The organism is Citrobacter sp. 21OH12SH02A-Citro (genome assembly GCF_027919895.1).
Taxonomy (GTDB): domain Bacteria; phylum Pseudomonadota; class Gammaproteobacteria; order Enterobacterales; family Enterobacteriaceae; genus Citrobacter; species Citrobacter braakii.
Genome location: NZ_CP114801.1, coordinates 3,317,447 through 3,333,164 on the forward strand (window position 1 = coordinate 3,317,447; position 15,718 = coordinate 3,333,164).

15 protein-coding genes are annotated in these 15,718 nt (G+C 53.0%); 11 read left to right on the plus strand and 4 right to left on the minus strand.

Translation table 11 applies throughout. The annotated features are described in order from the left end of the window. The first annotated feature begins 4 nt into the window (after window positions 1-4). Complete coding sequence (speF, locus tag O6D90_RS16175; protein WP_016155988.1) at window positions 5-2,203, plus strand: ornithine decarboxylase SpeF; 2,199 nt, start codon at window positions 5-7, stop codon at window positions 2,201-2,203. Continuing rightward, window positions 2,200-3,519, plus strand: coding sequence for a putrescine-ornithine antiporter (gene potE, locus O6D90_RS16180; RefSeq protein ID WP_016155987.1), 1,320 nt, complete (start codon window positions 2,200-2,202; stop codon window positions 3,517-3,519). The genes speF and potE overlap by 4 nt, the downstream gene beginning before the upstream one ends. A gap of 71 nt (window positions 3,520-3,590) precedes the next feature. On the opposite strand, the gene pgm is transcribed toward potE, so the two are convergent. Both pgm and seqA read right to left on the minus strand, forming a co-directional pair. Continuing rightward, a complete protein-coding gene (gene pgm / locus O6D90_RS16185; RefSeq protein ID WP_016155986.1) occupies window positions 3,591-5,231 on the minus strand; it encodes a phosphoglucomutase (alpha-D-glucose-1,6-bisphosphate-dependent) in 1,641 nt (546 codons plus the stop codon). Window positions 5,232-5,255: 24 nt separating this feature from the next. Then, window positions 5,256-5,798 (minus strand): replication initiation negative regulator SeqA, encoded by a 543-nt coding sequence (gene seqA / locus O6D90_RS16190; RefSeq protein WP_016152261.1) that lies wholly within the window; start codon window positions 5,796-5,798, stop codon window positions 5,256-5,258. Between the two features lie 194 nt (window positions 5,799-5,992). Between seqA and ybfF the strand changes: the two genes are divergently transcribed. From ybfF to O6D90_RS16235, 9 genes are all read left to right on the plus strand, one after another. Further along, complete coding sequence (gene ybfF / locus O6D90_RS16195; RefSeq protein WP_032931289.1) at window positions 5,993-6,766, plus strand: esterase; 774 nt, start codon at window positions 5,993-5,995, stop codon at window positions 6,764-6,766. Window positions 6,767-6,894: 128 nt separating this feature from the next. Beyond that, window positions 6,895-7,182 (plus strand): LexA regulated protein, encoded by a 288-nt coding sequence (gene ybfE / locus O6D90_RS16200; protein ID WP_003022842.1) that lies wholly within the window; start codon window positions 6,895-6,897, stop codon window positions 7,180-7,182. 155 nt (window positions 7,183-7,337) lie between these two features. Next, complete coding sequence (fldA, locus tag O6D90_RS16205; RefSeq protein WP_003022839.1) at window positions 7,338-7,868, plus strand: flavodoxin FldA; 531 nt, start codon at window positions 7,338-7,340, stop codon at window positions 7,866-7,868. Between the two features lie 210 nt (window positions 7,869-8,078). Further along, a complete protein-coding gene (locus tag O6D90_RS16210) occupies window positions 8,079-8,165 on the plus strand; it encodes a ryhB-regulated fur leader peptide (RefSeq protein WP_049259739.1) in 87 nt (28 codons plus the stop codon). Continuing rightward, the gene (gene fur / locus O6D90_RS16215; protein ID WP_003022836.1) at window positions 8,158-8,604 is read left to right on the plus strand and encodes a ferric iron uptake transcriptional regulator; all 447 of its coding nucleotides are present in this window, start codon (window positions 8,158-8,160) and stop codon (window positions 8,602-8,604) included. Before O6D90_RS16210 ends, fur begins: the two co-directional genes overlap by 8 nt. A gap of 128 nt (window positions 8,605-8,732) precedes the next feature. Continuing rightward, window positions 8,733-9,659: a tricarballylate utilization LysR family transcriptional regulator TcuR gene (tcuR, locus tag O6D90_RS16220; protein ID WP_016155984.1), complete on the plus strand. Its 927-nt coding sequence runs from the start codon at window positions 8,733-8,735 to the stop codon at window positions 9,657-9,659. 97 nt (window positions 9,660-9,756) lie between these two features. After that, window positions 9,757-11,160, plus strand: a complete 1,404-nt coding sequence (gene tcuA / locus O6D90_RS16225) for an FAD-dependent tricarballylate dehydrogenase TcuA (protein ID WP_016155983.1) — start codon at window positions 9,757-9,759, stop codon at window positions 11,158-11,160. Beyond that, complete coding sequence (gene tcuB, locus O6D90_RS16230; protein ID WP_016155982.1) at window positions 11,147-12,286, plus strand: tricarballylate utilization 4Fe-4S protein TcuB; 1,140 nt, start codon at window positions 11,147-11,149, stop codon at window positions 12,284-12,286. The genes tcuA and tcuB overlap by 14 nt, the downstream gene beginning before the upstream one ends. 53 nt (window positions 12,287-12,339) lie before the next feature. Then, window positions 12,340-13,635, plus strand: coding sequence for an MFS transporter (locus O6D90_RS16235; protein ID WP_016155981.1), 1,296 nt, complete (start codon window positions 12,340-12,342; stop codon window positions 13,633-13,635). A 51-nt stretch (window positions 13,636-13,686) separates the two neighbouring features. Here O6D90_RS16235 and chiQ read toward each other — a convergent pair whose 3' ends face one another. Together chiQ and chiP are read right to left on the minus strand one after the other, a co-directional pair. Next, window positions 13,687-14,019 (minus strand): ChiQ/YbfN family lipoprotein, encoded by a 333-nt coding sequence (gene chiQ / locus O6D90_RS16240; protein WP_016155980.1) that lies wholly within the window; start codon window positions 14,017-14,019, stop codon window positions 13,687-13,689. A 49-nt stretch (window positions 14,020-14,068) separates the two neighbouring features. Next, window positions 14,069-15,475: a chitoporin ChiP gene (chiP, locus tag O6D90_RS16245; protein WP_016152254.1), complete on the minus strand. Its 1,407-nt coding sequence runs from the start codon at window positions 15,473-15,475 to the stop codon at window positions 14,069-14,071. Between the last annotated feature and the right edge of the window lie 243 nt (window positions 15,476-15,718).

The following is a 15,718-nucleotide window of genomic DNA, read 5'->3' on the forward strand; positions in this document are numbered from 1 at the left end:
GAAAATGTCAGAATTAAAAATTGCCGTAAGCCGTTCCTGTCCTGATTGTTTTTCTACGCAGCGTTCTTGCGTAAATATCGATGAAAGTAATTTTATTGATGTTGCTGCTATCGTGTTATCCATCAATGATATTGAACGTGGAAAACTCGATGAAATTGACGCCACCGGCTATGGGATTCCTGTTTTTATCGCCACCGAAAATGAAGAACGTGTTCCATCTGAACATCTGCCGCGGATCTCAGGTGTATTCGAATGTAATGAAGCCCGTACCGCCTTTTATGGCCGGCAGTTAGAAACCGCCGCCAGCCATTATGAAACGCAGTTACGTCCGCCGTTCTTCCGTGCGCTTGTCGACTATGTCAATCAGGGTAACAGCGCCTTTGATTGTCCTGGTCATCAGGGGGGCGAGTTTTTCCGTCGCCATCCTGCGGGTAATCAGTTTGTCGAATATTTCGGCGAAACACTTTTCCGCTCCGATTTGTGTAATGCCGATGTCGCAATGGGTGATCTGCTGATTCACGAAGGCGCTCCCTGCATCGCACAACAGCACGCAGCTAAAGTTTTCAACGCGGATAAGACCTACTTTGTACTGAACGGGACCTCCTCATCGAACAAAGTGGTGCTTAACGCATTGCTCACCCCAGGCGATCTGGTGTTATTCGACCGCAACAACCACAAGTCAAACCACCACGGCGCGTTATTGCAGGCCGGGGCAACGCCGGTATATCTGGAAACCGCGCGTAACCCGTACGGCTTTATCGGCGGGATCGACGCGCACTGCTTTGAAGAAGGCTATCTACGTGAACAGGTGAGTGAAGTTGCGCCACAACGTTCGAAAGATGAGCGTCCGTTCCGTCTGGCCGTGATTCAGTTAGGTACCTACGACGGCACAATCTATAACGCCCGTCAGGTGGTGGATAAGATCGGTCATCTGTGCGACTACATCCTGTTTGACTCCGCGTGGGTTGGCTATGAGCAGTTTATTCCGATGATGGCCGATTGCTCTCCGCTGTTGCTGGATCTTAACGAAAATGACCCCGGCATTCTGGTCACCCAGTCAGTGCACAAACAACAGGCAGGCTTCTCTCAGACTTCGCAGATCCACAAAAAAGACAGCCATATTAAAGGCCAGTCTCGCTACGTGCCTCATAAACGAATGAATAACGCGTTCATGATGCACGCCTCCACCAGCCCGTTCTATCCGCTCTTTGCCGCACTGGACATCAACGCCAAAATGCATGAAGGCGTCAGCGGGCGCAACATGTGGATGGACTGCGTCGTCAACGGAATTGATACTCGTAAGTTGATCCTGGAAAACTGCCACCATATCCGCCCGTTCGTGCCGGAGATAGTAGAAGGTAAACCGTGGCAGGCTTATCCCACCGCTGAAATCGCCAGCGACCTGCGTTTCTTCCATTTTGTCCCAGGTGAACACTGGCATGCTTTTGAAGGGTATGCCGAACACCAGTACTTTGTGGATCCATGCAAATTGCTGCTCACCACTCCGGGTATTAATGCACGTAACGGCGAATACGATACCTTCGGTGTTCCGGCTACCATTCTGGCTAACTTCCTGCGCGAAAATGGTGTGGTGCCCGAAAAATGCGACCTCAACTCCATCCTGTTCCTGCTGACCCCCGCAGAAGATATGGCGAAGTTGCAGCAGCTTGTCGCCCTGCTGGTACGTTTCGAAAAACTGCTGGAAGCCGATGCCCCGCTAGCCGAGGTTCTGCCCTCGATCTACAAGCAGCATGAAGCCCGTTACGCCGGTTACACCCTGCGCCAGCTGTGCCAGGAGATGCACGATTTGTATGCGCGTCACAACGTGAAGCAGCTCCAGAAAGAGATGTTCCGTAAGGCACATTTCCCGCGCGTTAGCATGAATCCCCAGGATGCCAACTATGCATATCTGCGTGGTGAAGTTGAACTGGTGCGTCTGCCAGACGCTGAAGGTCGCATCGCGGCAGAAGGCGCGCTGCCTTATCCTCCGGGCGTACTGTGTGTGGTTCCGGGTGAAATCTGGGGCGGTTCAGTATTACGTTACTTCAGCGCACTGGAAGAAGGAATCAATTTACTACCGGGTTTTGCGCCTGAACTCCAGGGTGTCTACATCGAAGAACACGACGGTCGTAAACAGGTGTGGTGCTACGTGATTAAGCAACAAAGCGCGCAACCCGCTCTGTTGAAAGGGGAAATGTTATGAGCAAAGCCAAATCCAACAAAATGGGCGTCGTCCAGCTCACTATCCTGACCATGGTTAATATGATGGGATCCGGAATCATCATGTTGCCCACCAAGCTTGCGGAAGTCGGTACTATCTCGATCATCTCGTGGCTGGTGACTGCTGTCGGTTCAATGGCGCTGGCCTGGGCCTTCGCAAAATGCGGTATGTTCAGCCGTAAATCCGGTGGTATGGGGGGTTACGCTGAATACGCCTTTGGCAAATCCGGTAACTTTATGGCGAACTACACTTATGGCGTTTCGCTGTTAATCGCCAACGTGGCTATCGCCATCTCCGCCGTTGGCTACGGTACCGAGCTGTTTGGCGCCACACTGACACCGGTGCAGATTGGCCTGGCAACCATTGGTGTACTGTGGATCTGTACCGTGGCTAACTTTGGCGGGGCGCGCATTACCGGGCAGATCAGCAGCATCACCGTTTGGGGCGTCATTATTCCGGTTGTCGGTCTGTGTATCATCGGCTGGTTCTGGTTCAGTCCGACGCTGTACGCTAACTCCTGGAATCCACACCACGTCCCGTTCTTCACGGCTGTCGGCTCTTCCATTGCGATGACCTTGTGGGCTTTTCTGGGTCTGGAATCGGCCTGCGCCAACGCTGAAGTGGTAGACAATCCGGAACGCAACGTGCCCATCGCCGTATTGGGCGGTACGCTGGGCGCGGCGGTGATTTACATCATCTCCACCAACGTGATAGCCGGGATTGTGCCGAATATGGATCTGGCTAACTCTACAGCACCGTTCGGTTTAGCCTTCGCACAAATGTTCACCCCGGAAGTCGGTAAAGTGATCATGGCGCTGATGGTGATGTCCTGCTGCGGTTCACTGCTGGGCTGGCAGTTCACTATCGCTCAGGTATTCAAATCGTCGGCTGATGGGGGTTACTTCCCTAAAATCTTCTCTCGCGTGACCAAAGTAGACGCGCCGGTACAGGGGATGCTGGCTATCGTGATCATCCAGAGTGGTTTATCGCTGATGACTATCAGCCCGTCACTGAACAGTCAGTTCAACGTGCTGGTCAACCTGGCGGTGGTAACGAACATCATTCCGTATATTCTGTCGATGGCCGCGCTGGTAATTATTCAAAAAATGGCGAATGTTCCGTCGTCGAAAGCGAAACCGGCAAACTTCGTGGCGTTTGTTGGCGCATTGTACAGCTTCTATGCGCTCTACTCCTCTGGCGAAGAAGCAATGCTTTATGGTTCTATCGTGACCTTCCTCGGCTGGACGCTGTATGGCCTGGTATCACCGCGTTTTGAACTGAAAAATAAGCATAGTTAAATCCTGGCATAAAAAAGCCCGGTAGCGCTAACGCTTACCGGGCCTACAAAACGCGTCAGTACAAACAAGACTTACGCGTTTTTCAGCACTTCGCTGACAATCTCAACGGCTTCTTTTTCGATCTGCTTGCGATGTTCTTCACCAAGGAAGCTCTCGCAGTAGATTTTATAGGCGTCTTCAGTACCTGACGGACGCGCAGCAAACCAGCCGTTGTCAGTCATCACCTTCAGACCACCGATAGAAGCACCGTTACCCGGTGCCGCCGTCAGACGTGCCGTGATCGGGTCGCCCGCCAGCGTGCTGGCACTCACCATTTCCGGAGACAGCTTAGACAGCGCCGCTTTCTGCGCGGAGGTCGCGCTTGCCTGCAGGCGGTTGTAGCTTGGCGCGCCGAAGCGGGCTGCCAGTTCGTTGTAGTGCTCTTGCGGATTCTTACCAGTCACTGCGGTAATTTCTGCCGCCAGCAGGCACATGATGATGCCGTCTTTGTCGGTTGACCACGGTGTACCGTCAAAACGCAGGAAAGAAGCGCCCGCGCTCTCTTCACCACCAAAGCCAAAGCTGCCGTCAAACAGACCGTCAACGAACCACTTAAAGCCAACCGGAACTTCGACCAGTTTACGCCCTAAATCATTCACTACGCGGTCAATCATCGCCGAAGAGACCAGCGTCTTACCAACGGCAACGTCTTTGCCCCACAGCGGACGATGCTGGAACAGGTAGTTGATCGCCACCGCCAGGTAGTGGTTCGGATTCATCAGACCCGCCGGGGTGACGATACCGTGACGGTCATAGTCCGGATCGTTGGCAAAGGCCAGATCGAACTTGTCACGCAGCGCCAACAGTCCCGCCATCGCGCACTCGGAGGAGCAGTCCATACGGATTGCGCCATCTTTGTCGAGATGCATAAAGCGGAAAGTCTGATCAACGTGATCGTTAACGATAGTCAGGTTCAGGTTGTAGTGCTTGGCAATACGCTTCCAGTATTCGATACCGGAACCGCCAAGCGGATCGACGCCCAGCGTCAGGCCCGCTTTCTGGATCGCGGCCATGTCGACGATGTCGGCCAGTCCTTCAACAAACGGCTGAACCAGGTCCTGCTCTTTTACATGACCAGATGCCAGCGCAGCATCCAGCGACATACGCTTCACGCCTTGCAGACCGTCAGCCAGCAGAGCGTTAGCCCTGTCTTCCACCACTTTGGTGACGTTAGTATCTGCCGGACCACCGTTTGGCGGGTTGTATTTAATGCCACCATCTTCCGGCGGGTTGTGGGACGGCGTGATCACAATGCCGTCAGCCAGCGGGCCGCCTTTTTTGTTGTGGACCAGGATAGCATTCGACACGGCAGGGGTTGGCGTAAAGCCGTTATTTTCCTGCACGATGACGTCCACGCCGTTCGCTGCCAGCACTTCCAGTACAGAGATAAAAGCCGGTTCAGACAGCGCGTGGGTATCCTTGCCCACGTAGCACGGGCCAGTGATCCCGTTTTTCGCACGTTCTTCAGCAATCGCCTGAGCGATAGCCAGAATATGCGGCTCGTTAAAACTATGACGACCTGCACTGCCGCGATGTCCGGACGTACCGAACTTGACGGCGTGCTCAGCGTTCCCTGCCGTTGGTTTCAGTACATAGTACTGTGCCGTCAGTTGGGCGACGTTAATCAAATCACTCTGTTGCGCAGGTTGACCTGCACGGTTGTGGATTGCCATTGCCTGGTCCTTCTAATGCAAGGATTAAATTGTTCCGCAAACCTTTTCAATCAATTCCGCAGGGAATTGCATTGACTGCATGATGTGCTCAACCATGCTGCATTTACGGCCGGTATTGGTATTGGTGATCACCCAGTACGGCGTGCCTGGCACGTGTTTCGGTTTGGTTTGATTACCATTTTTCAGCAGCGTCTGTTCATCTGCTGCAAAATAAACGCGCGTACGACCATGCAACGATTCCGTTGCTTCGGCGAACGCGTTTTGATCCAGTGAATAGAGTGTAGACAGCACCAGCATAAAGCGATTTACTGCTTTCTTCTGCTCCGCATATTCGTCGGACAGCAGCAGTTCACGCATCGCGCGCACTTTATCTTTTACGGGGTTAACCGGCTTCGCTTCCACGACAGCTTGCACAGCGCGGACTTCTTTTACTACCGGAGTGACAGGCTGTGATGCGGCGGAAAACTTCAACATACGCCGTAAAATGTCGGATGCGCTCTCGCCGATATGCTTGGTGTGGCTGGCAATATAGCTATAGAGTTCATCATCAACTTCAATCGTTTTCATCTTAATCCAGTGCAGTGTTTAGCTGAATACAAGTTGTTGGGGTCAACACGCATAGTGTAAAGGCAAATCCCAACAGCGGATAGCGTCAAGCCTGGTGGCTGGCAAAACTCAGAGTAACCGTAGTTGTTGCAGCCATGTGGCAGAATGGTCAACATGATACCCTAACCCGTGAGTGTGAAAAAAAGAACTTTGCCATGAAATTGAATATCCGAGCGCAATCTGCGCAAAACCTGCACAATAATTCTCCCATCGTCCTGGTGCACGGCCTGTTTGGCAGTCTGGATAACCTGGGGATCCTGGCGCGCGATCTGGTGGCCGATCACGATATCATCCAGGTTGATGTGCGAAATCATGGCCTCTCCCCGCGTTCACCTGTGATGAATTATCCGGCCATGGCGCAAGATCTGCTGGATACGCTGGACGATCAACAAATCGAAAAAGCGATCTTTATTGGTCACTCGATGGGCGGCAAAGCCGTCATGGCGTTAACCGCGTTGGCCCCGGAACGTGTCGAACGGTTGGTAGCCATCGACATTGCCCCCGTTGACTATCATGTTCGCCGTCACGATGAGATTTTTGCTGCCATTAACGCAGTAACTGACGCGCAGTCCTCTTCGCGTCAGCAGGCGGCGAGCGTCATGCGCCAGCATCTACAAGAGGAAGGCGTGATCCAGTTTCTGCTCAAATCCTTCGTGGACGGCGAATGGCGCTTTAATGTTCCCGTGCTGTGGGAGCAATATCCTCATATTGTCGGCTGGGAGACCATCCCGGCGTGGGAACACCCGGCGCTGTTTATCCCCGGTGGCAACTCACCTTATGTTACCGAAGCGTATCGCGAACAACTGCTGGCGCAATTCCCGCAGGCTCGGGCGCACGTTATTGCAGGCGCGGGCCATTGGGTGCATGCGGAAAAACCGGAGGCGGTACTGCGCGCCATCCGTCGTTATCTGAGCGAGCAGGCTAACTGATTAAAAACTCAGCGTCTGCGCGTGATTACGCGCGTGGGCGTTGGCGTGTCTCCCCTGCTGATGTATTATGGCGGGCTATCCATCCGGGCAGACGCCTGGCTGATTGTTTCCCCGAAGTCACCAAGATCATGGCCAAAGAACAAACGGACCGTACGACATTAGATCTGTTCGCGCAGGAGCGTCGCCCGGGACGACCCAAAACTAATCCGCTCTCGCGTGATGAACAGTTACGTATTAACAAACGTAATCAGCTTAAACGCGATAAAGTTCGCGGGCTTAAGCGTGTCGAACTGAAACTGAACGCTGATGCCGTTGACGCTCTGAACGAGCTGGCCGAGGCGCGCAACATGAGTCGCAGTGAACTCATCGAAGAGATGCTGATGAACCAACTCAGCGCATTGCGCGGTCAGGCTTAGTCTGAATTTCTGCTCTAAATCATAAATCGTGTAGCACAGAGTGCAGTCCTGCGTGTTTGCTGTTTCCGCATGCCTGACTGTTCTGCTATGATTGCCCTTATCCGTGGGCAATGCGCCACCACCATTTCAATAAGTTTCAAGAGGTTATTTTACTCATGGCAATCACTGGCATCTTTTTCGGCAGCGACACCGGTAACACCGAAAACATCGCAAAAATGATTCAAAAACAGCTTGGTAAAGACGTTGCCGATGTACATGACATTGCAAAAAGCAGCAAAGAAGACCTCGAAGGGTATGACATTTTGCTGCTCGGCATTCCAACCTGGTACTACGGTGAAGCGCAGTGTGACTGGGACGATTTCTTCCCTACCCTCGAAGACATTGATTTTAACGGCAAGCTGGTTGCATTGTTCGGCTGCGGCGACCAGGAAGATTACGCAGAATATTTCTGCGATGCGTTGGGTACAATTCGCGACATCATCGAACCACGCGGCGCAACCATCGTTGGTCACTGGCCAACGGCGGGTTATCACTTTGAAGCGTCCAAAGGCCTGGCGGACGACGACCACTTTGTGGGTCTGGCCATTGATGAAGATCGCCAGCCTGAATTGACCGCCGAACGCGTAGAAAAATGGGTTAAGCAGATCTCTGAGGAGCTGCACCTCGACGAAATCATCAATGCCTGATTTTGTGTGGCGCGGATTTCCATCTGCGCCACATCAATAGATAAAACCAATCAAAATAATTGCTACAAATTTGTAACTTTTTCGTCTGACCCTGTACAATGGCCGGATGCCAATCGGGTATTGCACAGTGTGTTTGTCGGCGATACCACGTTTTGATTAACAATATATGCCAGAGACTTGCAGTTTTCATTTAGCCATGGCAGTTCTATAATGAATCGCATTATCTCAAGTGCAATTTCTGTCACTTCTGTTAATGAAGTGAATCGTTTAGCTACAGGACAGATTCCGCATGACTGACAACAATACCGCATTAAAGAAGGCTGGCCTGAAAGTAACGCTTCCTCGTTTAAAAATTCTGGAAGTTCTTCAGGAACCGGATAACCATCACGTCAGTGCGGAAGACTTATACAAACGTCTGATCGATATGGGTGAAGAAATTGGTCTGGCGACCGTGTATCGCGTGCTGAACCAGTTTGATGATGCCGGTATCGTGACCCGCCATAATTTTGAAGGTGGTAAATCCGTCTTCGAACTGACTCAACAGCATCATCACGACCACCTCATCTGCCTCGACTGCGGCAAAGTGGTCGAGTTCAGCGATGATTCCATCGAGGCGCGCCAGCGTGAGATTGCGGCTAAACATGGTATTCGTTTAACCAACCATAGCCTCTATCTTTACGGTCACTGCGCCGAAGGCGATTGCCGCGAAGATGAGCATGCTCACGACGGTAAATAATGTGATGCTTTCTGAAAAGCCAACCATTCGGTTGGCTTTTTTTATGGGCGTTATCACCCCTTTTCCCCTTCCCTCCACTCCTGTGTTGCTTTAATGTAAAATCAATAGTCCCTTCCCGGAGAGTCGAAATGGAACTTCGCCAGCTACGCTATTTTGTTCGCATTGTAGAAACCGGCAGCATGGGTAGCGCGGCGCTCGATCTCAATATTGGGGTTTCGGCACTCAGCCAGCAAATGTCCCGCCTGGAAAACGAACTCGCTATTCGCCTGCTGCAGCGCACCTCGCGTGGCGTGACGCCCACCAGCGCCGGACTGGCTTTTTACTCCCAGGCGCAGCTGGCGCTCCGCCACGCAGACGATGCAATCCTCGCCGCGCGAGAGTCCCGGCTTTCCGGGCACGTCAGCGTCGGTATGGCCCCCAGTACCGCTTCCGTTCTCGGCATGCCTTTTATTAACGCCATGCGGGAAAGCTATAGTGATGTCCGCCTGCATGTGGTGGAAAGCCTTTCTGGCAACCTGGAACGGATGATTAATACCCGCCAGATTGATCTGGCCGTGGTATTTCAAAAAGAAAAGATCGTGCGCTGGAGCGCCAGACCGATTCTCGAAGAGCGTCTGTTTTTGATTGGGACTCATGCCTTACTGGCTGATATTGCCGATGACAATATTGCGCCAGCCCAGCTGGCAAGTATCCCATTGATAATGCCCAGCCCAGGCCACGGTCTGCGCGGCAGGCTGGAAGCAATTTGTCAGGAACACGCGCTGCGCATTGAAATCGCCACAGAAATTGATGGTCTGGCGCTGCTAATGCGCGCCGTTCGCAGTGGAATCGGCGCAACTCTCCAGCCCGGCGCGGCGATTTCCCATCTCGATAAAGAGACGTTAAGAGTGATCGGCGTCCATAATCCAATACTGAGTCGCCCCAACTTTCTGGTCAGCCTTTCTGATGATGAACTCACCCCCGCGGGCCTCGCCGCCCGCGTCGTGCTAACAAAAGTGATGCATCAACTGGTGGAAGCAGGAAGCTGGCCAGGCGCCATCCTTTACAATAACTAAAGCCCTCTTTAGCACTTCGTCATAGCGCCCGCACAAGCTGTACGTATACATTTCAATTACAAATTTAACAATTAGTTAAATGGTAATGGAGTATACGATGGTTGATGTTCTGGTGATTGGCGGTGGCAATGCCGCGTTATGTGCTGCCCTAACCGCCCGTGAGCAAGGAGCTTCGGTACTCCTGCTCGAAGCGGCTCCACGGGAATGGCGCGGGGGAAATTCTCAACACACGCGTAATCTGCGCTGTATGCATGACGCGCCGCAGGATGTGCTGGTGGAAAGCTATCCTGAAGAGGAGTTCTGGCAGGATCTGCGGCGCGTCACCGAGGGAAATACTAACGAAGCCCTGGCGCGTCTGGTGATCCGCACCTCTTCACAATGCCGCGACTGGATGCGCCAACACGGCGTTAATTTTCAACCTCCTCTCTCCGGTGCTTTACACGTAGCGCGAACCAACGCCTTTTTTATGGGGGGCGGGAAAGCCCTCGTGAATGCCTATTATCGCAGCGCAGAAAAGTTAGGCGTGCAAATCCGCTATAACACACCGGTGCAGGCGCTTGAACTGCATAACGGTGAGTTTGTGGCAGCGCTGGCAGGCGAAGAGCGCATAACCGCTAAGTCCTGCGTGCTTGCCGCTGGCGGATTTGAGTCAAACCGCGAATGGCTGCGCGAAGCCTGGGGAGAGAACGCCCGCGGCGAGTGGCCTGCGGATAACTTCCTGATTCGCGGCACGCGCTTTAATCAGGGCGTACTGCTTAAATTTATGATGGATGCCGGGGCGGACATCATCGGCGACCCCTCCCAGTCACACTGCGTCGCCATTGATGCCAGAGCGCCATTATATGACGGCGGGATTTGCACCCGCGTGGACTGCGTTTCACTCGGCATAGTAGTCAACCGTGACGCAGAACGTTTTTATGATGAAGGCGAAGATTTCTGGCCCAAACGCTACGCCATCTGGGGACGCCTGGTCGCCCAACAGCCAGGACAGATTGGCTATTCCATTATCGACAGTAAAGCCATCGGCCACTTTATACCACCGGTATTCCCCGGCGCACAGGCGAATACGCTGGCGGAGTTGGCGCATCAGTTGGGGTTGGATGCCGAACGCTTTACCCACACCGTGACGGCGTACAACAACGCCTGCCAGCCAGGTCAGTTCGATCATACCGTCCTGGACAACTGCACGACGAAGAAGTTAACCCCCGCGAAAACACACTGGGCGCGACCGCTGGACCAGCCACCTTACTACGGCTATGCCCTGCGGCCAGGGATCACCTTCACCTATCTTGGGTTAAAAGTGAACGAACGCGCTGCCGTACACTTTGCCGGGCAGCCAAGCCGCAACCTGTTCGTCGCCGGAGAGATGATGGCGGGCAACGTGTTGGGCAAGGGTTACACCGCTGGCGTGGGCATGTCGATCGGGACAACCTTTGGCCGCATTGCCGGAAAAGAAGCCGCGCTGGCAGCACGTAAGGAGGCACGTCATGAAGCAGCTTGAGAAACTGATCATCGAAGCACAAATTATCACCGAGCCGGAAGCAGAAGTTGAACGTGTGATGCAGGTCTGTAACGCCTGCCGCTATTGTGAAGGTTTTTGCGCCGTGTTCCCGGCAATGACTCAGCGCCTGGAATTCGGTAAAGCGGATATCAATTATCTGGCTAACTTGTGCCATAACTGCGGCGCCTGCCTGCACGCGTGTCAGTATGCCCCACCTCATGAATTTGCCATCAACGTACCGAAGGCGATGGCGGAAGTGCGGCTCGAAACCTATCAGCACTACGCGCAACCCGCCGCCTTTGGCGCGCTTTATCGTCGCGCAGGCATCACTGTGACGCTGGCGCTGGTTTTCGGTCTGATCCTGTTTTTACTCCTCGCCATGAGTTTAAAGGGCTCGTTATTCCATCCTCCGCTGGCCGGGGATTTTTATCAGATTTTCCCGCATAACCTGCTCGCATGGATGTTTGGTTCGGTATTTATTCTGGCGATAGGTCTGCTGATGGCGGGTGTTCTCCGCTTCTGGCGCGAAATCTCTCCGGGTGTACCGCGTTCCGCCGAAATTGCTGAAGCCTCACACAATGCGCTGACGCTGAAGTATCTCGATGGTGGGCATGGCAAAGGTTGTAACGAAGCAGATGATGCCTTCACCCTGATGCGCCGCCGTTTCCATCACTTCACCTTCTACGGTTTTATGCTCTGCTTTGCCGCCACCGTGGTGGCAACGGGCTATCACTACTTTGCAGGTATAGAAGCGCCCTATCCGTTCTTCAGCGTTCCGGTAATGCTGGGCACGTTGGGCGGCATTGGCCTGGTTGTCGGCCCAGCTGGCTTACTATGGCTCAATTTTAAGCGCTCACCGCTGCATGGCGACGCACGGCAAAAACCGATGGATCGCGGTTTTATTTTGCTGCTGCTCCTGACCAGTCTGACCGGTTTAGCGCTGCTGGCGGGAAGAGACACCTCCTGGATGGCTATTTTGCTCGCCATTCACCTCGGCGTGGTCATGGCGCTCTTTCTGACCATTCCTTATGGAAAATTTGCCCACGGATTTTACCGCTGCGCAGCCTTACTCAAGTGGGCGATTGAGAAACGGCGCGGCAAACAGGCGGGGGTCGCAGGCGACTAACCCGCAAACTCTTACCTCTATAAATATTATGATAAGACAGTGGAGCAAACCCAATGACACAACAACCATCGCGCGCCGGAACTTTCGGCGCAATACTGCGGGTAACCAGCGGTAATTTCCTCGAACAGTTTGACTTTTTTCTGTTCGGTTTTTACGCCACCTATATCGCAAAGACCTTCTTTCCTGCAGAGAGTGAATTTGCCGGGCTAATGTTAACTTTCGCCGTGTTTGGTTCAGGTTTCTTAATGCGGCCTGTTGGCGCAATTGTGCTGGGTGCTTACATCGACAGAATTGGTCGCCGTAAAGGACTGATGGTGACGCTGGCGATTATGGGCTGCGGTACCCTGCTGATTGCCCTGGTACCTGGTTATCACAGTATTGGTCTGCTGGCCCCTGTCCTGGTATTACTCGGCCGATTATTACAGGGCTTTTCTGCAGGGGTGGAACTGGGCGGCGTCTCGGTTTATCTTTCTGAAATCGCCACCCCTGGCAATAAAGGCTTCTACACCAGCTGGCAGTCCGCCAGTCAACAGGTCGCCATTGTGGTGGCAGCTCTGATTGGTTACGGCCTGAACGCCACCCTGGGACACGATGAGATTTCTGAATGGGGCTGGCGTATTCCATTCTTTATTGGTTGCATGATTATTCCTTTGATCTTCGTGCTCCGCCGCTCGCTTCAGGAAACAGACGCCTTTTTACAACGCACACACCGTCCCGACACCAGGGAAATTTTTACTACTATCCTCAAAAACTGGCGTCTTATCGCTGCGGGTACGCTGCTGGTGGCGATGACCACAACGACGTTCTACTTTATTACCGTTTACACACCGACCTATGGTAGAGCTGTACTTCACCTGAGCGCTCGCGACAGCCTGATCGTCACCATGCTGGTCGGTATTTCTAATTTTATCTGGCTGCCGATTGGCGGGGCGATTTCTGACCGAATTGGTCGTCGTCCGGTGTTGATGGGGATTACCATCCTTGCACTAATCACCACCTGGCCGGTTATGCACTGGCTCACCGCCGCGCCAGATTTCACGCGCATGACGCTGGTTCTGCTTTGGTTCTCGTTCTTTTTTGGTATGTACAACGGGGCAATGGTCGCCGCACTCACCGAGGTGATGCCTGTCTATGTGCGTACGGTGGGTTTTTCACTGGCATTCAGTCTTGCCACGGCGATTTTTGGCGGCCTTACGCCAGTCATCTCCACAGCGCTGGTCCAGCTAACCGGGGATAAAAGCTCACCGGGGTGGTGGCTGATGTGTGCGGCACTTTGCGGGCTCGCCGCCACGGCAATGCTGTTTGTCCGGCTGAGTCGGAGTTATCAACCGGTGGAATATAAACCCTGAAATGCAAACGGGCGGAAAACTCTCCGCCCGTTGTCTGTTTCATTTTTCGATTTACTGCGCAGTATTCTTGCTACGAATTTCCTGCCAGACCTTGTCGCAATCAGCATTAACGGACTGACCATTACCCGTGCGCGTGGCCTGGATGCATTGCTGATAATCCAGTACGCGTACGCTTTCTTCATTGGCAAACTGCTGATGCTGCTTTTCTTTCTTCAGCACATTCAACACGCTTTGGCAGGCTTCGATTTTCTCCGGCGATCCTTGCGCGGTAGTAATGCACGCGCTGTAGGCTTCTTTCAGACGACTGTCTTCTTTTGGTGCCGGGGATTGCGCGCAAGCCACCAGCCCGGATGCCATAACAGCGATGAGTATCAGTTTTTTCATAGCACTTTCCTCAACGATGCGGCAGGCGCCCGGCCTGCCGCTGTTGGCATTAGAAGATGGTGAACGGAGCAATAACGATGAATTTCACGTCGCGCTCATCCTGGAAGATGTTGCCGTAACCACCGCCCCAGCTCGGAATGTCTGAATGGTTGTCGTACTGGGTGAAGTGCAGTTTAAACATGGTGCCCTTCGCACGCCCCTCTTGCAGGGTATAGACCGCATCCAGGCTGTAAGAAGATTCTTCGATAGTCCGGTTTTTGTCGTAATACGCATCCGGATTGATCTGCCAGGTTGATGGCTTGGCATCCCATGCGTAAACGTAGGACGCGCCCACTGCCCAGCCCGGCAAATTCCAGTTCTTCAGGTCATACATTGCGCCGAAGAAGACAGCCTTTTCGCCGTTGGCGTTGAAGTCGGAACGGTTATCCCACCAGATATCCAGGCGACCGTTTGATGAGGCGTAGGTCGGGGTCATACGCTGCAGGAAGTACCCCTGCTGCCCGTCCGCTTTAACCCAGGTCCCTTCCAGACGCAGGTCAACCACTTCCGCCACTTTGTAGCCAAAGGTCAGCGCCTGCAGCCAGGCCGTACCGTCATAAATATCGTTCACGGTGCGATCATCAACTTTGTCGCGCGCACCGTAGAACTGATAGCTGGTGGTAAACGGGTTACCGCCTAAATCGAATTTATAGCTGGCTTTTGCGAAGTACTGATCGACGTAGCCTTCAGACTGACCAAATGCGGCTTCCAGCAACAGGTTATTTTTGAAGTCATATTTCGCGCCGATTGAGTGCAGATAATCTACGCTGGTCTTTTTATCAGCCTGATAGAATTTATCGACTTCAGTGTGCCATGGTGCTTTATATTCGTTGGCCCACATATAGGAGAAGCTCAGTGCACCAGCATCACCATAGTCGAAGTTGGCTCCGGCTTCAGCACCCTGATAGGTACCTGGCATAAAGCTCCAGTGCGGAGCCAACAGAGTCTGTCCGGTTGGTTGAATGTAACCAGCGCGCGCCCAGGTTGGGCCGAATTTAAATTTGGCTGCTGCTTTATAAAGGCTAATTCCGCTCTTATCGCCGGAGTAATCTTCATCATAGCCTTTATTTTTTGACGAGAATGCAATTTCGTTTGGATGGCCGCTTTCGCTACTTTCGTTCATTTCAATAGCGGTAAATGCTGCGATATCAATACCAAACATATCAGCCGCATAACCGGACTGGAAGTCGAGGTTAGCGTTCCAGGTGGAGTGAGAAAGGTTGGTTTTGTATTTGTCGTGATCGGTCACATCTTTACGGTCACGCTCACGCTGCCAGTAATAGATGCCGCCGGTTAAGGTTGAGTCATCAATAAATCCTTCGGCGTGTACCTGGGGAGCGACAACGAAACCCGACATTGCTGTGATACCGGCGATAGCCAGCGCCAGCGTACTACGTTTGCCACTAAACGTACGCATATGTTAATCCTCTTTGACGTATAACCCTTCGTTTTTCAAGCTGCATCAGTGTTGGCTTTACTCGGCCTTTGGCCTCGCCCCATCGGGGACAGCGCACACGCTGCGTCTCCGCCTTGATGCAACTCGAAATCCATTGGGTATAAAATGCTGCCGACAAAAGCGGACAGCGAAAAAACAAAAATTAAAAAAGTAGCGCTGAGAAAACCTCAGTGACTACAATGAATAGACTATTTTTCGCGACGC